The organism is Rhizobium tibeticum, assembly GCF_900110205.1.
Taxonomy (GTDB): Bacteria; Pseudomonadota; Alphaproteobacteria; order Rhizobiales; family Rhizobiaceae; genus Rhizobium; species Rhizobium tibeticum.
Genome location: NZ_FOCV01000040.1, coordinates 1 through 16,321 on the forward strand (window position 1 = coordinate 1; position 16,321 = coordinate 16,321).

The 16,321-nt window shown below is 59.4% G+C and carries 11 protein-coding genes, 1 tRNA gene and 1 pseudogene; 8 read left to right on the top strand and 5 right to left on the bottom strand.

Annotated elements, in window-relative coordinates:
* The first annotated feature begins 704 nt into the window (after nucleotides 1-704).
* Together BSG20_RS29130 and BSG20_RS29135 are read left to right on the top strand one after the other, a co-directional pair.
* Nucleotides 705-971: a tyrosine-type recombinase/integrase gene (locus BSG20_RS29130; RefSeq protein ID WP_072381061.1), complete on the top strand. Its 267-nt coding sequence runs from the start codon at nucleotides 705-707 to the stop codon at nucleotides 969-971.
* 68 nt (nucleotides 972-1,039) lie between these two features.
* Nucleotides 1,040-1,126, top strand: a tRNA-Leu gene (locus tag BSG20_RS29135).
* A gap of 499 nt (nucleotides 1,127-1,625) precedes the next feature.
* On the opposite strand, the pseudogene BSG20_RS29140 reads toward BSG20_RS29135, so the two are convergent.
* Nucleotides 1,626-1,809 (bottom strand): annotated as a pseudogene (locus tag BSG20_RS29140) (flavodoxin domain-containing protein); the annotation flags it as partial.
* A gap of 222 nt (nucleotides 1,810-2,031) precedes the next feature.
* Here BSG20_RS29140 and BSG20_RS29145 point away from each other — a divergent pair.
* The 5 genes from BSG20_RS29145 (at nucleotide 2,032) to BSG20_RS29170 (ending at nucleotide 9,640) form a co-directional block, all read left to right on the top strand.
* Nucleotides 2,032-2,808 (top strand): competence/damage-inducible protein A, encoded by a 777-nt coding sequence (locus BSG20_RS29145; RefSeq protein WP_072381059.1) that lies wholly within the window; start codon nucleotides 2,032-2,034, stop codon nucleotides 2,806-2,808.
* 108 nt (nucleotides 2,809-2,916) lie between these two features.
* Nucleotides 2,917-3,759 (top strand): universal stress protein, encoded by an 843-nt coding sequence (locus BSG20_RS29150; RefSeq protein WP_072381057.1) that lies wholly within the window; start codon nucleotides 2,917-2,919, stop codon nucleotides 3,757-3,759.
* A 181-nt stretch (nucleotides 3,760-3,940) separates the two neighbouring features.
* Nucleotides 3,941-4,438 carry a xanthine phosphoribosyltransferase gene (gpt, locus tag BSG20_RS29155; RefSeq protein ID WP_072381055.1) on the top strand — a complete coding sequence of 166 codons (498 nt, stop codon included), beginning with the start codon at nucleotides 3,941-3,943 and terminating at the stop codon, nucleotides 4,436-4,438.
* Nucleotides 4,439-4,636: 198 nt separating this feature from the next.
* Nucleotides 4,637-5,224 carry a hypothetical protein gene (locus BSG20_RS29160; protein ID WP_072381066.1) on the top strand — a complete coding sequence of 196 codons (588 nt, stop codon included), beginning with the start codon at nucleotides 4,637-4,639 and terminating at the stop codon, nucleotides 5,222-5,224.
* Nucleotides 5,225-5,815: 591 nt separating this feature from the next.
* The gene (locus tag BSG20_RS29170; protein ID WP_083540024.1) at nucleotides 5,816-9,640 is read left to right on the top strand and encodes a vitamin B12-dependent ribonucleotide reductase; all 3,825 of its coding nucleotides are present in this window, start codon (nucleotides 5,816-5,818) and stop codon (nucleotides 9,638-9,640) included.
* Between the two features lie 247 nt (nucleotides 9,641-9,887).
* Here BSG20_RS29170 and BSG20_RS29175 read toward each other — a convergent pair whose 3' ends face one another.
* The 4 genes from BSG20_RS29175 to BSG20_RS29190 form a co-directional block, all read right to left on the bottom strand.
* A complete protein-coding gene (locus BSG20_RS29175) occupies nucleotides 9,888-10,877 on the bottom strand; it encodes an alpha/beta hydrolase (RefSeq protein ID WP_072381049.1) in 990 nt (329 codons plus the stop codon).
* Nucleotides 10,878-11,020: 143 nt separating this feature from the next.
* Complete coding sequence (locus BSG20_RS29180; protein WP_072381047.1) at nucleotides 11,021-12,019, bottom strand: aldo/keto reductase; 999 nt, start codon at nucleotides 12,017-12,019, stop codon at nucleotides 11,021-11,023.
* Nucleotides 12,020-12,056: 37 nt separating this feature from the next.
* Entirely contained in the window at nucleotides 12,057-13,232 is a 1,176-nt protein-coding gene (locus BSG20_RS29185) for an aldo/keto reductase (RefSeq protein WP_072381045.1), read from the bottom strand.
* A 90-nt stretch (nucleotides 13,233-13,322) separates the two neighbouring features.
* Complete coding sequence (locus BSG20_RS29190) at nucleotides 13,323-14,768, bottom strand: MFS transporter (protein ID WP_072381043.1); 1,446 nt, start codon at nucleotides 14,766-14,768, stop codon at nucleotides 13,323-13,325.
* A gap of 133 nt (nucleotides 14,769-14,901) precedes the next feature.
* On the opposite strand from BSG20_RS29190, the gene BSG20_RS29195 reads away from it, so the two are divergent.
* On the top strand, nucleotides 14,902-15,795 hold the full coding sequence (locus BSG20_RS29195; RefSeq protein WP_072381041.1) for a LysR family transcriptional regulator: 894 nt from the start codon (nucleotides 14,902-14,904) through the stop codon (nucleotides 15,793-15,795).
* The last annotated feature ends 526 nt before the right edge of the window (nucleotides 15,796-16,321 follow it).

Sequence of the window (16,321 nt, forward strand, 5' to 3'; positions counted from 1 at the left end):
GACGGTTATCACGCTGACTGTCAGTATAGATGTCCATACCCGCAGTCAGCTATGTTTCCGGACATCTCTCAAGGCGGCCTTCCGCGTATGCGTACGATAGGTCCGACGCTAGAGAAAACTAAACGCGCACCATAGGGACAGATGAAGGGGCACCTATTGGAGCCCTCTAACTGACATAATGTTCACAAAATGACCCGGCGACTGATTAGTTACTTGAGGTCCATAATGTGACCCAGAGGGCACACGCCTTCTATTCTCCGTTACAAGGCACCATAGAAGGACGTGTAGGGCTTCCATCGTCATTCCCCAATGCTTATCCCTGTAATGGGAGCAAATCAGTGGGGTTGTTGAATGAAGGGCCTTTTCAATAGTGACCGGACGCAAGGGGTTATGGCCTATGCCGTGGTTATCCTCTTGGCCTTTAGCGCTCTTTACTTCGGTTATGGCGTTCACAATCCGGTTGATGGTCTCTCAAGACCAGTCGGACCGGCTGCACCTGTAAACCTTGAAGCGACCAAAGCACCTAACGCCCGATGACGCGCACGACAAAAGACGCGAGCGAGGCAATGCGCGGGCTCTGGCAATCCAACCTCCAGGGCGTCAACTGGCTTGACGTTTTTTATCTCCTAACAGCCGGGGTGGCGGTCGCGTTCTCTGAGACAAGATACACGACTTCGTCCGTCACCTGATTAAGGTCCGCAAGGTTGGGGGGCGCAGCATCCGGTCGCACCTCCGCGCACTTAAAGACACGGGTCTACACGGCTCGTCACACATGCGCCTCGTGCCAGGTCATCAAGGGCATCGACCTCATGCGCGTCATGAAGTGGATGGGCCATCGATCCTACCAAACGACGCTTGGTTACGCCCACCTCGCCCCGGATCACCTCATGGATAATTTGAGGGCTCTGAAGGGTGGCGCAGCGCCAAAACTGATGCTAATCAACGGCTCTCCTACAAACGCCACTGAGTAGGAGGCGTGTAGGGAAGCGTGTCGGAGACCAAGTAGGAAACCGACTGTTTCACCACCGAATGTAGGAAAGCGGACGTGGTGGAACTGGTATACACAAGAGACTTAAAATCTCTCGTCTTCAATGACTTACGGGTTCGAGCCCCGTCGTCCGCACCAACTCCCCTCGGTAGACTTAAAATCCCTCGCCCTTGGGCTGTACGGGTTCGACCCGTCGCTCGCACCATCAGGGCAGACTACACCAGCATCCACGGCAGCCGGCACGACCCTTTATCATCGCTTGCGAATGTGCTTGTATGCGCGCGCCAGAAGGACCGCGGTTGGGGCTGCGCATAGTTGTAAGCTTGTCTTGTGGGAGTAAGGCGATGGTTTACGATTGGGATGGCACGAGAACGCGACGTCTCAAGTTGTTCAGGACGGGAACGGCATTAATGATCGCGATTGCGGTTCTCGGAATACCGCTCCTTTTCTACGCAGTGAAGCTGCACGACCTCTACGGCTGACGCACAGTCGGCGACTTTCTCTGCGCGATGTAAGCAGGCGCGACCCAATGGCCGCCCCTGCCGGTGAAGGGAGCCGATCAGCCCAGCTTGGCAGCGATCTTGGCGACGTGAGCGCCCTGGTACTTGGCTGCCTCCAACTCGAAGTTCATCGACAGTGGCAATCGGCGCAGCCTGGTCCATCTTGTAGTAGGACGCCTTGGCAACCTCTTCGGGAACCAGTTCCGGAACGCGCTTGACAACAACCTCGGCGCCAGTCGACTTTGCGCCTTCGGCGACGGCATATGCCATGGTTTCGATGTGGCCGTAGGCCGAATAGTAGAGCACGAGTACCTTCGCCATTTATTTATCTCCATCAAGGAATTTGCGTTTGAATTCGTAAGCGGTTGGAAACTTAGCAGCGCGCCGCAACGAACATAGCCCCGCGCGGCAGAACGCACTGTTCAATGGCCATAGACGAAAAAAATACTTGAACCATTTGCGTGGGCTAGCGGCAGCGATACGGTTTGCAAGACCGGCGAAGGGCGCTACCTATGTTGGGACCCAAATGTTCGGAAATTTCCAATGACCAATGAGACAATTGTCACCAGCGCCATGCTTGCCATTGGCGACGAACTCTTATCCGGCCGCACCAAAGACAAGAATATCGGCCACTTGGCCGATATTCTGACGCTTTGCGGCATCGATCTCAAAGAGGTCCGCATCGTCGGCGATGAGGAGGATGCGATCGTCGAGGCCCTGAATGCACTGCGCGCAAAATACGATTACATCTTCACGTCGGGAGGCATCGGGCCGACCCATGACGACATTACCGCCGATGCCGTGTCTGCGGCGTTCGGGCTGCCTTGCGAATACGATTCTGACGCAATGACCCTGCTCGGCGAGATGTATGCGCGCCGCGGTCTCGAATTCACCGACGCCAGAAAGAGGATGGCTCGGATGCCAAGCGGTGCACGCCATATTCCCAACCCCGTCTCGACCGCGCCGGGTTTCGTCATCGGCAATGTTCACGTCATGGCGGGTGTCCCGCAGGTCTTCCAGGCCATGGTCGACGCGGTTGTCCCGACATTGCGCACCGGCAGGCGCATGCTCTCGCTCGGTATCTCCTGCCCCTATGGCGAAGGCGACATCGGCACGCCGCTTGCCGCCATCCAGAAAGCCCATTCCGAGACGAGCATCGGCTCCTATCCCCGCTACATCGGGCAGGCGTTCTCCACCGAAATCGTCGTGCGGGGCCGTTCCCAGGACGTGGTCGACGCCGCAGGAGTTGACGTTCGCGCCATGATCGAGACCATCCGCCAGACAAGGGAGATTGCCGAAAACCGTTCGGCGGAGGCGTAGCACGAGGCGATGCCGTCTGCTCATTGATCTGCATCAAGGAACCGAGGTCCTTCCCGACGCATTCTCGTTCCAGGCAAGCTGATGTCATCCGCGCAAGGAGAAGTGATTATGTCTTATAAAACCATACTTGCCATTCTCGATACCGTCCACAACGCCACCGCCGTGGCCGATTTTGCTTTCGCCATTGCCGCACAGACCAATGCCCATGTTATCGGCCTTCATGCGGAAACCGTCGCTGTTGTGCCCCTTGTCGCGCCGATGGAGATACCGGATCCGGTCGCCGTCCAGGCGCTGCAGGACATGGCGCATTCCGAGACTGTCGAAATCGAGCGCATCTTCCGCAGGAAGGCCGAGGTGGAAGGCGTCTCCTTTGAATGGCGCAGTTTCGCTTCCTCCACCGGTTATGGCACGGCGCCGCTGATCGAAAGCGCGCGTAGCGCTGACTTGCTGATCGCCTCGCAGGCGGATCCATCAAAGCCATCGGACAGTCACGTGGACGTCGACAACTTCCTCTTCGAAAGTGGTCGTCCGGTCTTGATGATCCCCTTTGTGCTGCGCCAGCCGAAGCCGATCAAGCGCGTCCTCATTGCCTGGAACGGCTCGAAGGAGGCGGCGCGCGCCGCGTTTGATGCCTTGCCAATCCTGCAGGCCGCCGACGAAGTCGAGGTTTTCTCGGTCGATCCCGTCGACAATGCGCTCCAATCTGCGGCTGTGGCCGGCGCGGAGATTGCAGCCAATCTGGCGCGTCACGGTGTAAAGGTGACCCTGGCAACGGCGCAAAGCGCAGACAAGTCGGCGTCAGCCGTGATCGAAAACCGTCTCTCCGACAGCAGCATCGACCTGCTGGTCATGGGCGCTTACACCCATTCCCGCCTCTGGCAGATGATCTTCGGTGGCACCACAAAGAGCCTGCTGCAGTCGATGACGGCATTGACCCTGCTGTCGCGGTAAGAATCACGAGGGGCTTGCGTTTTGCCCCCGGAATCCGTTAATTGCGGCGACCGATGACGAGCTCCGGCTTCGGTCCTCCTATCGCGCAGTCTCGGCTGCGCGATTTGCGTTTGGCCGATCGCGGAATGCCTGTCCGGCCGCCGGCAAACGGCGTCTCATCATTCATGCCGCGGAGCAAACCATGTCCCTTCCCGATAAAGCCTTTCCCGTTTCCTGGGATCAGTTCCACCGCGACGCACGCGCACTCGCCTGGCGTCTCGCCGGCCTCAAGCGCGATTTCAAGGCGATCGTCTGCATTACGCGCGGCGGTCTCGTGCCGGCGGCAATCATCTCGCGCGAACTCAACATCCGGCTGATCGAAACGGTTTGCGTCGCCTCCTACCACGACTATGTGAACCAGGGGGAAATGGTACTCCTCAAGGGCATCGCGCCGGAACTGACCGCTGACGAAGGCGAATCCGTCCTAGTCATCGACGACCTGACCGATACCGGCAAGACAGCTTCGGAAGTTCGCACCATCCTGCCCAGGGCACACTTCGCGTGTGTCTATGCGAAGCCGCAGGGCGTGCCGACGATCGATACGTTTGTCACGGAAGTCAGTCAGGACACCTGGATCTATTTCCCCTGGGATATGGGGTTCACCTATCAGGAACCGATCTCCAAGGCTGGCCGCGGCTGAGAGCGCCTCGCCGCGCAACCCGATGGACCGGTGGCAATCTCAAATTGCACCAATCTTTGTTTAACTAACACCTCGGATTCCGCTATCGCGCTGCCCACGCAGACCTTATTCTTCTAAGCAACAGTCCAACGCGGCAACGGCGTTGCGTTGCGGACTGGCGTTAGAGGCATGGTCGCAGGGCGCGACGTTGGGACGAATATGATGCGTTGGGGCTACGTCGGGACGGTGGCTGCTTTCGGGCTGAGCCTCTGTCTCTCGTCTTTGGCCGCTTCGGCGGAACCGGCCTATGTGTCCGTCGTACGGGAGTACGTCGAGACAGTCGTCAAGCCGATGGTGAATGCCGCAATCGTGCGCAAGGCGATCGAGGAGCAGAACACCAAGTTCGGCAATGTCAGCGACATGGACATCCAGGTGCTGGACAATACGTACCGCTCCGAAATCCAGGCCGGCGGCTGGCAGATGGTCAGACATCTGCTCGCCAAGCCGGTGTCGCGATACCTCAAATCCAAGCAGGATGATTCGCAGGGCGCCATCATCGAATTTTTCGTAACCGATCGTCACGGGCTCAATGTCGGCCAGGGCACGATGACCACCGACTATTGGCAAGGCGATGAAGACAAGTTCCTGAAAACATTCGCGACACAATCCGACGAGATATTCATCGACCGTGCCGAGCGCGATGAGCAGACACAATTACTGGAAACACAGGCAAGTTTTGTCATCAAGGATGAAAACGGAAAGCCGATAGGTATCGCAACGGTGACCATCGCGATCGACGCATTGTGATCGAAATTGGCCTCAACGAATCGCGATACCCATTTGCGCTCCAAAAGCTGCAACCAAATCAACACGGTCGCAACTTTTCTTAGATTTTTTTCGCTCTCTGGGGATAAGCGGCTGCAACCTATTGAATTCCTTATACGACTTTCTTTTCCCCGTTCTCCACAGCCCGATCCACAACATCTTGTGGTGAACGGTTCGTTAAAAACAACCCCTTGACGGAATCGCGCGTTTCCAACTTAATGGGTTGCGATGTTGCTGCGGCAGTTGGACCGGAATTAACGAGGCCGGTTCTCTTCAAAAATCGAGCGTAGAATCAGGGTGTTGCGTCCATGAAGGTCGACCGCCATGAGGGGGCTTTGTGCGCGATTTTTATCTTCCAAAAAGTGACATCGGGGGCTGGCGATAATAAGCTGTTAATACTATATTTAGTGTTTGCAGCCACCATCACCACAAGATACAGGAAAGACATCTCCGATGACACTCCTGTGACGATACGGAAACGAGAACTGGCTGCGCTCCTCACGGCGCCGCCGGAGGTGGAAACTTGCGCCTTGGTCAAACGGGGACGGGGCGCGCAAGCTAGAGGTTAGGCAAATGCGCATAGAACGCCGTTTCACGAAGGCAGGACAGAGCGCTTACGCGGATATCGAATTCCGCAAGGCGACGAGCGAGATCAAGAACCCGGACGGTTCGATCGTTTTCCGCCTCGAGAATATCGATGTTCCGGCGCAGTTCTCCCAAGTGGCTGCCGACATCCTGGCGCAGAAGTATTTCCGCAAGGCTGGCGTTCCCGCCAAGCTCAAGAAGGTCGAGGAAAACGACGTTCCTTCCTTCCTGTGGCGTTCGGTTGCCGATGAAGCGGCTCTGAAGGATATTCCGAAGGATCAGCAATACGGTTCCGAAACAGACGCCCGCCAGGTCTTCGACCGCCTTGCCGGTACCTGGACCTACTGGGGCTGGAAGGGCGGTTATTTCTCGTCCGAGGAAGATGCCTCTGCTTTCCGGGATGAGCTTGCCTACATGCTCGCCACGCAGCGCGTCGCCCCGAACTCGCCGCAGTGGTTCAACACCGGCATGCATTGGGCCTACGGCATCGACGGCCCCGGCCAGGGCCACTTCTATGTCGATCCGTTCACCGGCAAGCTGACGAAGTCGAAGTCTGCTTACGAGCACCCGCAGCCACATGCCTGCTTCATTCAGTCCGTTGAAGACGATCTCGTCAATGAAGGCGGCATCATGGACCTTTGGGTTCGCGAAGCCCGTCTGTTCAAGTACGGCTCCGGTACCGGCTCCAACTTCTCCTATCTGCGCGGCGAAGGCGAAAAACTTTCCGGCGGCGGTCGTTCCTCCGGCCTGATGAGCTTCCTGAAGATCGGCGACCGTGCAGCGGGCGCCATCAAGTCGGGCGGCACGACGCGCCGTGCGGCCAAGATGGTCGTGGTCGATATCGACCATCCGGATATCGAGGAATACATCAACTGGAAGGTGAAGGAAGAGCAGAAGGTTGCTGCCCTCGTCACCGGTTCCAAGGTCGTCGCCAAGCATCTCAAGGCGATCATGAAGGCCTGCGTCAACTGCGACGGCGGCGATGACGGCGATTGCTTCGAGCCGAACAAGAACCCTGCCCTGAAGCGCGAAATACGCGCTGCCAAGAAGGACCAGGTTCCTGAGAATTACATCGGCCGTGTCATCCAGTTCGCTCGCCAGGGCTACAAGGACCTCGAGTTCAAGACCTACGACACCGACTGGGATTCGGAAGCCTACCTCACCGTATCCGGCCAGAACTCCAACAACTCGGTTTCGATCAAGGACGATTTCCTGCGCACAGTCGAAAACGATGGCGACTGGAACCTGACCGCCCGCAAGGACGGCAAGGTCATGAAGACGCTGAAGGCCCGCGATCTCTGGGAATCGATCTCTTACGCCGCCTGGGCATCGGCTGACCCGGGACTGCACTTCAACACGACGATGAACGACTGGCACACCAGCCCGGCTGCCGGCCCGATCCGCGCATCCAACCCGTGCTCGGAATACATGTTCCTGGACGATACGGCATGCAACCTTGCCTCGCTGAACCTCATGCAGTTCAAGGATGCGGCCACCAAGCGCATCAACATATCAGACTACGAGCATGCCGTGCGTCTCTGGAGCGTCGTGCTCGAAATCTCCGTGATGATGGCGCAGTTCCCGTCGCGCCGCATTGCCGAACTCTCCTACGAGTACCGCACGATCGGCCTCGGCTACGCCAACATCGGCGGCCTGCTGATGTCCTCGGGCATCCCCTATGACAGCGACGAAGCCCGCGCCATTGCAGGCTCGCTGACGGCGATCATGACCGGCATTTCCTATGCCACCTCGGCGGAAATAGCCTCCGAGCTGGGCCCGTTCCCGATGTTCAAGCCGAACCGCGAGAACATGCTGCGCGTCATCCGCAACCATCGCCGCGCCGCCTACGGCGAGGCATCAGGCTATGAGGGCTTGTCGATCAACCCAGTTGCGCTCATCCATTCGGAAAACCCGGACCAGGATCTCGCAGCGCATGCCAAGAGCGCCTGGGACAAGGCGCTTGAACTCGGCGAAAAGCACGGTTACCGCAACGCCCAGGCAACTGTCATCGCGCCGACCGGCACGATCGGCCTTGTCATGGATTGCGACACGACCGGCATCGAGCCCGACTTCGCGCTCGTGAAGTTCAAGAAGCTCGCCGGCGGCGGCTACTTCAAGATCATCAACCGCGCCGTTCCGGAAGCGCTGCGCACTCTCGGTTACTCGGAGAGCCAGATCGCCGAGATCGAAGCTTACGCTGTCGGCCACGGCAACCTGAATCAGGCGCCAGCCATCAACCCCTCGACGCTGAAGGCCAAGGGCTTCACCGACGAGAAGGTCGATGCCGTCAACGCCGCGCTGAAGTCGGCCTTCGACATCAAGTTCGTCTTCAACCAGTGGACGCTCGGCACAGATTTCCTGAAGGCCATCCTCAAGGTTTCGGACGAGCAGCTCGCCGACGTGAGCTTCAACCTCCTCGACCACCTCGGCTTCTCGAAGAAGGACATCGAGGCTGCAAACATTCACGTTTGCGGTGCGATGACGCTCGAAGGCGCACCGTTCCTCAAGAATGAGCACCTCGCGGTGTTCGATTGCGCCAATCCGTGCGGCAAGATCGGCAAGCGTTATCTCTCGGTCGACAGCCACATCCGCATGATGGCTGCCGCGCAGCCTTTCATCTCGGGTGCGATCTCCAAGACGATCAACATGCCGAACGACGCGACGGTCGACGATTGCAAGAGCGCCTACATGCTCTCCTGGAAGCTCGGCCTCAAGGCAAACGCGCTCTATCGCGACGGGTCCAAGCTGTCGCAGCCGCTGAACGCTTCGCTCATCGAAGATGAGAACGACGAAGATGCGATGGAGGATCTGCTGCAGCAGCCGGTCGCAGCCCAGGCCGTCACCATCACCGAGAAGATCATCGAGCGTGTGGTCGAGCGCGTTACCCGCGAGCGTGAAAAGCTGCCGAACCGCCGCCAGGGCTATACCCAGAAAGCTGCCGTCGGCGGACACAAGGTGTATCTGCGCACCGGCGAATTCGGCGACGGCCGCATCGGCGAGATATTCATCGACATGCACAAGGAAGGTGCCGCCTTCCGCGCAATGATGAACAACTTCGCCATCGCCATCTCGCTTGGCCTGCAGTACGGCGTGCCGCTCGAAGAATATGTGGAGGCATTCACCTTCACCAAATTCGAACCGGCAGGCGTGGTCATCGGCAACGATGCGATCAAGAACGCCACGTCGATCCTCGACTACGTGTTCCGCGAACTCGCCGTTTCCTACCTCGGCCGTCACGATCTGGCGCATGTCGACACATCCGACTTCTCGAACACGGCGCTCGGCAAGGGCATCCAGGAAGGTAAGACAAATCTCGTTTCGACGGGCTGGACCCGCGGCTACAAGCCGACGCTCGTCTCCGGCAACGAGCGTCAGACCTCTGGCGAGCCGAAGGGCTCCGCCACCGCAGCTCCTGCGCGTGCCTCCTCCGGTGCCACGGTCACGTCCTTTGCGGGTGCAGCCGCCCGCAAGATCGAGCCGACCGTTGCCATCTCCACCTCCGAAATCGTCGCCTTCAAGCGCGACTACGAGGAGCGCGCTCGGGAATTGGCCGAAGAGATCGCCGAGGAAGTGATCGAAGAGGTCGCCACCGAAACCCAGCAGCAGGCAACCGCCCTCTTCTCCGACAAGGCTGCCGCCGACGCCGCATCGGCCAAGACGGAAGCCAAGAAGGTCGAGGCCGAACGCCGCGCCCGCTCGATCATGCAGGGTTACACCGGCAACATGTGCTCCGAGTGCCAGAACTTCACGATGGTGCGGAATGGAACCTGCGAGAAGTGCGACACGTGCGGAAGCACAAGCGGCTGCTCTTGATTACTCTTCTTACTTGTGTGTGTAGGGCGCCACTGAGTTTGTCATTGCGCCATCCTGATGTCACTAAACTGACTTTTTTGGCGGACTAGCGAAACAACGTTCCGGGCACTTCGGCGCCCGGAAAATGGCCCAAGGAACAAAACAGCAGTCAACCATGACGGGTGAGATGGAATGGCTGACGGGGTAATTGCAAACTGGGATGGCCACGATTACCAAGCCCGGTCGATCACCAGCACCAGGAGCCTGCTCATGGAGTAACCTTTCCGTCCGGTCTGGGCATCGATTTCTTCCAGAATTCGCACGCGGCCGCTATCCAGCCCTGCGCCGACGTGCCCGCACCGGTACCGAAGCCATGGCCGACGCGCGGGTACTCGAGATATTCCACGGGTGTCCCCGCCCTGCGCAGGGCGTCGATCCGACGTCGCATGGTCGCGGGCGACGCGATGCCATCGTCTTCTCCGACGACTGCGAAGGTGGGCGGTTCCACGGGGGCACGGTCCGAGTGGGCTGTGTACGCCATGACGACCGCAGTCGGTCCGTCCACCCTGTCGCCGCCAAACGCGGCCACCCCGCGTGACCCGATAGATGCGGCCATTCTTGCACCCGCCGAACTGCCCCAGAGCGAGTAGCCTTCCGTGGATATGCCAAGCTTTCGGGCGTTGCGGAACACGAAGGAGAGTGCCGCGGCCATGTCTTCGGTGGCTACCCCGCCGCCAGCGCCGGCCCGGTATCGGACGACGAAGGCGTTGTATCCGCAGGCGTTGATCTCGTTCGCGTAGGGAAAGCCCTCGTGAACCGAACCGACATAGGCAAACCCGCCTCCGGGAGCGATCATCGCGAAAGGTGCGTCGGGTGGGCCTCGAAAGAAGAACAGCCCAGCGCTCGCCTTGCTAGGGTCGCTACGCTTCTCCTCCTCGGAGTAGATGTCGAAGAACACCTGATGTCCGGCCGCGACGTCCTCGATCATGCGATTCAATCCGGCCGCCACAACGTCAGGCTTGACCTCGCTGTGGTAGGGCAGCAGCGAAGCGATCTGGTCGAGACGCATCTCCGGATCGTAGCTCCGACCATCCCACGGGAGAATGAGCGGTGCGAATCCTTTGAAGGCGGGATGTGAGAGTAGATTGCTTATTCGCTCGCCGGTCGCGAGATGGCGCGCAGACGAACTATCCGCGAGCTTGTCAGCTTGACCCGGCTGGACTGACAATTTGCCCGCCTCCTCTGTGGCTGCCGACATTGGGGCAATCGTAAGCGACAGGGCGAGGCTTGCAGTCCGGAGGGGGCCGGGCTTCGCTCTTGAGGGTCGTCCGGCGGATTTGGATTCGAATGCAGACATTGTTGCGTCGTGCCGCCTGCTGATCGGGCGGCTCGTCCTAATGTTCAGTGGCCGGTCATTTTGAGGACGGCCTCCGGGAGGCGCTCGCCCTGCACGTCTATCTTCGATGCCTCCTGATCGATCTCCGACAGATCCTCAGGTTTCAGCATCAGATCTGCGCCGCCTATATTCTCTTCGAGGCGGTGCAGCTTGGTGGTGCCGGGGATCGGCACGATCCATGGCTTCTGCGCCAGAAGCCATGCAAGCGCCACCTGCGCCGCGGTGACCTGCTTGCGTGCCGCAACCGTCTTGATCACATCCACCAGCGCAAGGTTGGCCTTTCTAGCCTCGGGAGAGAAGCGCGGCACCGCATTCCGGAAGTCTCCTTCCTCGAACTTGGTGTTCTCGTCGATCTTCCCCGTGAGGAAGCCCGCGCCGAGAGGCGTGAAAGGAACAAAGCCGATGCCGAGTTCTTCGAGAACCGGAAGCAACTCCTTCTCAGGGCCGCGCCAGAATAGCGAATACTCGCTTTGCAGCGCCGTGATCGGCTCGACCGCGTGGGCGCGTCGGATCGTCTGGACGCCCGCCTCCGAAAGGCCGTAGTGCTTCACCTTGCCCTCGGCCATCAACTCCTTGATGGTGCCTGCAACATCCTCGATCGGCACGTTTTGGTCAACGCGATGCTGATAGAAGAGGTCGATGCGATCGGTCCTCAACCGCCTCAACGCAGCATCGGCGACGTCCCTGATGTGCTCCGGCCGACTGTTCGTTCCGCCCGAGCGGCGCTGTCCGGTTTCGAGGTCGATGTCGAAGCCGAACTTCGTGGCGATCACCACCTGGTCGCGGATGGGCTGAAGCGCCTCGCCGAGAAGCTCTTCGTTTGCAAACGGCCCGTAGGCTTCCGCCGTGTCGAACATGGTGACACCCCGGTCATGGGCGGCGCGGATAAGATTGATCATCTCGGCCTTGTCGCCGCCCTCGCCGTACACTCCCGTCATGCCCATGCATCCCAACCCGAGGGCCGAGACTTCAAGTCCGGCATTTCCAAGCTTGCGCTTTTGCATTGTCTTTTCCTTCTTGATATTGCGCGACCCGTAGTGGTCAGGTTCGCTGCGGCGCTTCCACGCCAGAGTAGACAAGCACCTGATCTGGGAGCCTCGCGCCGCTAATCTCGATGGCGGCGACCGCCTCGTTCAATTCCTTGATCTCGTCCGGTTCGAAATGAACGGACGCTGCGCCGATGTTCTCAAGCATGTGCGGCATCTGCGTTGATCCAGGAATGGGCACGATCCACGGCTTCTGCGCCATCAGCCACGCCACAGCGATCTGGCCCGGCGCTGCCTGCTTGCGCTGGGCCCATCCTCTCAACAACGTGACGAGCGCGAGGTTCCCTGGCAGGTTCTCGGGCGAGAAGCGGCTCTCCACTCCGCGGATGTCGCCTTCCGCGAACCGCGTACGTTCGTCGATCGCGCCCGTCAGGAAGCCGACGCCGAGCGGGCTCCAGGGAACGAAGCCGATCCCCAGTTCTTCGCACAGAGGGATGACCGCCTCCTCGGGACCGCGCCACAGCATCGAATACTCGTTCTGCACGGCGGCAACGGGAAGCGCGGCATGAGCCCGGCGGAGCGTGTTCAGCCCCATCTCCGAAAGCCCCCAGTGCAGCACCTTCCCCTGCTTCATCAGGTCATCTACCGCGCCTGCAACATCCTCGATCGGAACCTGAGGATCGACGCGGTGCTGGTACAGGACGTCGATTCGGTCCGTCTGAAGCCGCTTCAACATTCCTTCGACGGCGAGCTTTATGTGTTCCGGGCGGCTGTTGAGGCCGGGCAGCCGCTTTCCCGTCTCGAGATCGATGTTCCAGCCGAACTTGGAGGTGATGGCGACTTTGTCCCTAATGGGCTTCACGCCTTCCCCAAGGATTCGCTCGACCTCGTGCGGCCCATATGCTTCTGCCGCGTCGAAAAACGTCACGCCGTTTTCGAAAGCAGCGCGGATGATCCTGATCATTTCCTGTCGGTTCGGGATCGTCGTCTGATACGTGCGGCTCATGTTCTGGACGCCGATGCCGATGCTGGAAACCTCCAGCGAGCCGAGCCTGCGACGGCCGAGTCCCCCGGACGCGGCGGCAGAAGTGCCACCCTCCTGTGCCAGCGTGGATCCGGCTTCGAGGATCGGAACCGCGGCCAGAGCGCCCGCGGCACCGAGGAAGAGACGGCGGCTGAGCGCGGCGCCCTCGGCGACCGGATGCGGTGTATCCCTGTTCTCGTTGGACATGTCGTTCTCCATCAGCTTCGTGGTCGAATGTAGTGTGTGCGTTCGGTGGGATTAGACGCCGAGGACCGCATGTCCCTAGCTTATGAATGGTCAGGCATCGGCAGCGCAGGCAGTATTGGCTTCATCGAGCTTTGCCGAGTTAGCCTTACCGACCGACCGGACAATGGTTGTCAGTGTGATCAGAAACCCTAGGATCAGCATGACCGTTCCAGCGTCGAAGGCGTGCGAGACGCGGTAGGCGGTCAGATCCGCCCCGCTGAGGCCGGCCGACCTAATCCCCGCAATCGCTATAAGGGCACTGAGACCGACGGAGCTTCCAATCTGGTGGGCGACGTTGACCGCGCCAGAGGCAGCTCCGGCATCTGAATGATCCACACGGGCCACACCGGCGGATGTAAGGGGGCTGAGCGTCAGACCCTGACTGATCCCGATCAGGATCATCGGCAGAGCAACGGCGGTCCAGTAATCGGATCCCACGCCTACCCGGCTCAACCAGGCCATCGCGATGATGCCGATGACCATTCCTCCGACGAGAATCGTGTTGCGGCCGAAGCGGCGGATGAGACGCGGCACGATCATCGCGATCGGAACGTGCAGGATCGTCGCGGGGACGAAAGCCAGGCCCGTGAGAGCGGGGCGGAAGCCGGCGACTTCCTGCAGATAGAGCGTCGTGAAAAAGAAGAACCCTACCATCGCGGCGAGATAGAGGACGCGCGCACCGTAGGCGCCTGATCGTTCCACGTCAGAGAACAGGCGGAGCGGAAGTATGGGCTGCCGCGCCCGACGTTCGATCAGAACGAAAAGGCCAATGAGGACGATGGAGGAAAGGAGAATAGCGACGGTGATGGCATCCCAGCCCGCCTGTGCCGAGCGAATGAACCCGTAGGCGAGCGCGCTCATTCCGATTGTCGATGTGAGCGCACCCGGGACATCGAACGCACCTGGTCGCTTACCTGTTTCAGGGATGTAGGCGCGCGCCGCGAGGATCATCGCTATCCCGATCGGCAGGTTGATCAGGAAGCCGACACGCCACGACAGCCAGTCGGCGAGAAGGCCGCCGGCGATCAGCCCAACGGTGGCGGAAACACCCGCCGCGGCGCTGTAGAGCGACACCGCCCGGATACGCTCTTCGCCCTCGTCAAAATTTGTCTGCAACAGTGCCAACGTCGAGGGTGCGAGAATGGCCGAACCCAGCCCCTGGATGGCTCGCCAGGCAAGCATCCATGCGGATGATTGCGAGGCACCGATCGCGACTGACGCCAAGGTGAAGATCGCCATGCCGACCATGAACATCCGACGGCGGCCGAGGATGTCACCCGCTCTTGCTCCGAGCAGAAGAAAACCCCCGAAAGTCAGCGTGTAGGCGCTCTGCACCCAGGCAAGCCCAGCATCTGTGAAACCAAGTTCGTGATGGATCTTGGGCAACCCTGTGAGCACGACCGAGATGTCGAGGACGATCATCACATAGCTGATGAGGATGATGGCGAGGATGGCGGTCTTGTTTGAATGGGAGGTGGTCGATTGTTCGATAGGCATCACTCGTCCGTTCTGCGCTTTGCAAGGCCGTCCTCCACGACGAAGCTGCGGTTTCGATGCTGGCAAGATATTCCTTGCCGACCATTTCGATTAGAGGCACTAATCGGGATGAAGCTATAAGGATACCTAATGAATGCCGCAGGAGAATTTCAACGATCTGGTCGCGTTCGTCACGGTGGCGCGCGAGGAAAGCTTTACCAGGGCGGCCGTAAAACTCGGCGTCTCCCAATCGGCGCTCAGTCAGACTGTGCGCGGTCTCGAGGAGCGGCTTGGTCTTCGGCTGCTGACAAGGACGACCAGGCGCGTCTCGCCGACGCCTGCCGGAGAGCGCCTTCTTCAGACGGCGGGCCCGAGGTTCGATGAAATCCAGACCGAACTGTTGGCACTCAGCGAGATGCGGGACAAACCTGCCGGAACCGTGCGCATCACTGCGGGTGAACACGCCGCGATCTCCGTTCTTGCTCCCGCGTTAGAAAAAATTCTTCCAAATTACCCAGACGTCAATGTTGAGATTACCGTCGACTACGGGCTGACAGATATTGTCGCGGAGCGTTATGACGCGGGTGTTCGGCTTGGCGAGCAGGTCGCGAAGGACATGATCGCCGTCAAGATCGGACCGGAGATGCGAATGGCCGTCGTGGGGTCGAAATCCTATTTCCAGCGCAATCCGTGGCCCGAGACACCCCAGGACCTCACAGCCCACAACTGCATCCAGATTCGCATGCCCACCTATGGAAATATATTTCCTTGGGAGTTCGAAAAGGACGGGCATGAGGTCAAGGTCAGGGTCGAAGGCCAGCTCGTCTTCAACAACATGGGAATGCGTCGCGAAGCCGCCCTACGGGGACTTGGTCTGGCGTATATGCCCGAGGACCAAGTGGTGGCCGCGGTTCGCAGGGGTGACTTGATCCGGGTTTTGGAAGACTGGTGCGAGCCGTTTGCGGGCTATCATCTGTACTACCCCAATCGAAGGCATACCTCTCCGGCATTCGCGGCTGTCGTCGATGCGCTTCGCTTCCGAGGATAGCGTTCTTTCACGCGTAGCAACCGCCGCTCTTGCCGTTCATGCTCGACCTAGCTTGGGCCTACAGCAGTCAAATGCCTCTGTCTGCTTTGCGCCGCCAGGAGCAGACATTGCGGTAGTCCGTGCGGGTGCCAGAGACCCTATTCAAATAACATCGGAGTGACGAAACTGAAGGTCGAAATTTCAGAATGGTCGCCGTTATGGGGCGAAAAGTTTCCGCGATTGGGAGCCGAAATTCGCGCTTCACTCGGCAACAGAAGCGAGGGAGGTGGCCAGACAGGGACGACCATCGCCACGCTCTTAGAAGGTGACATCATGAAACTGATCAGTTTACCTAAACGCGCTAAAGTAGTATAAATTTCTTCGTAGCTCTTGAGCTCGGACCTAAGCCCGACCTCACGCGACTCACCGAAATCTGATTGCTTCTACCTGAAAAGGCCGAGATTGCTGTCCGAATCCCGGCTGTGACCCCGCAGGTTTCCGGCGCGATCCGTAGATAGCATTTCGGATATATCGAAGGAGAGAAATC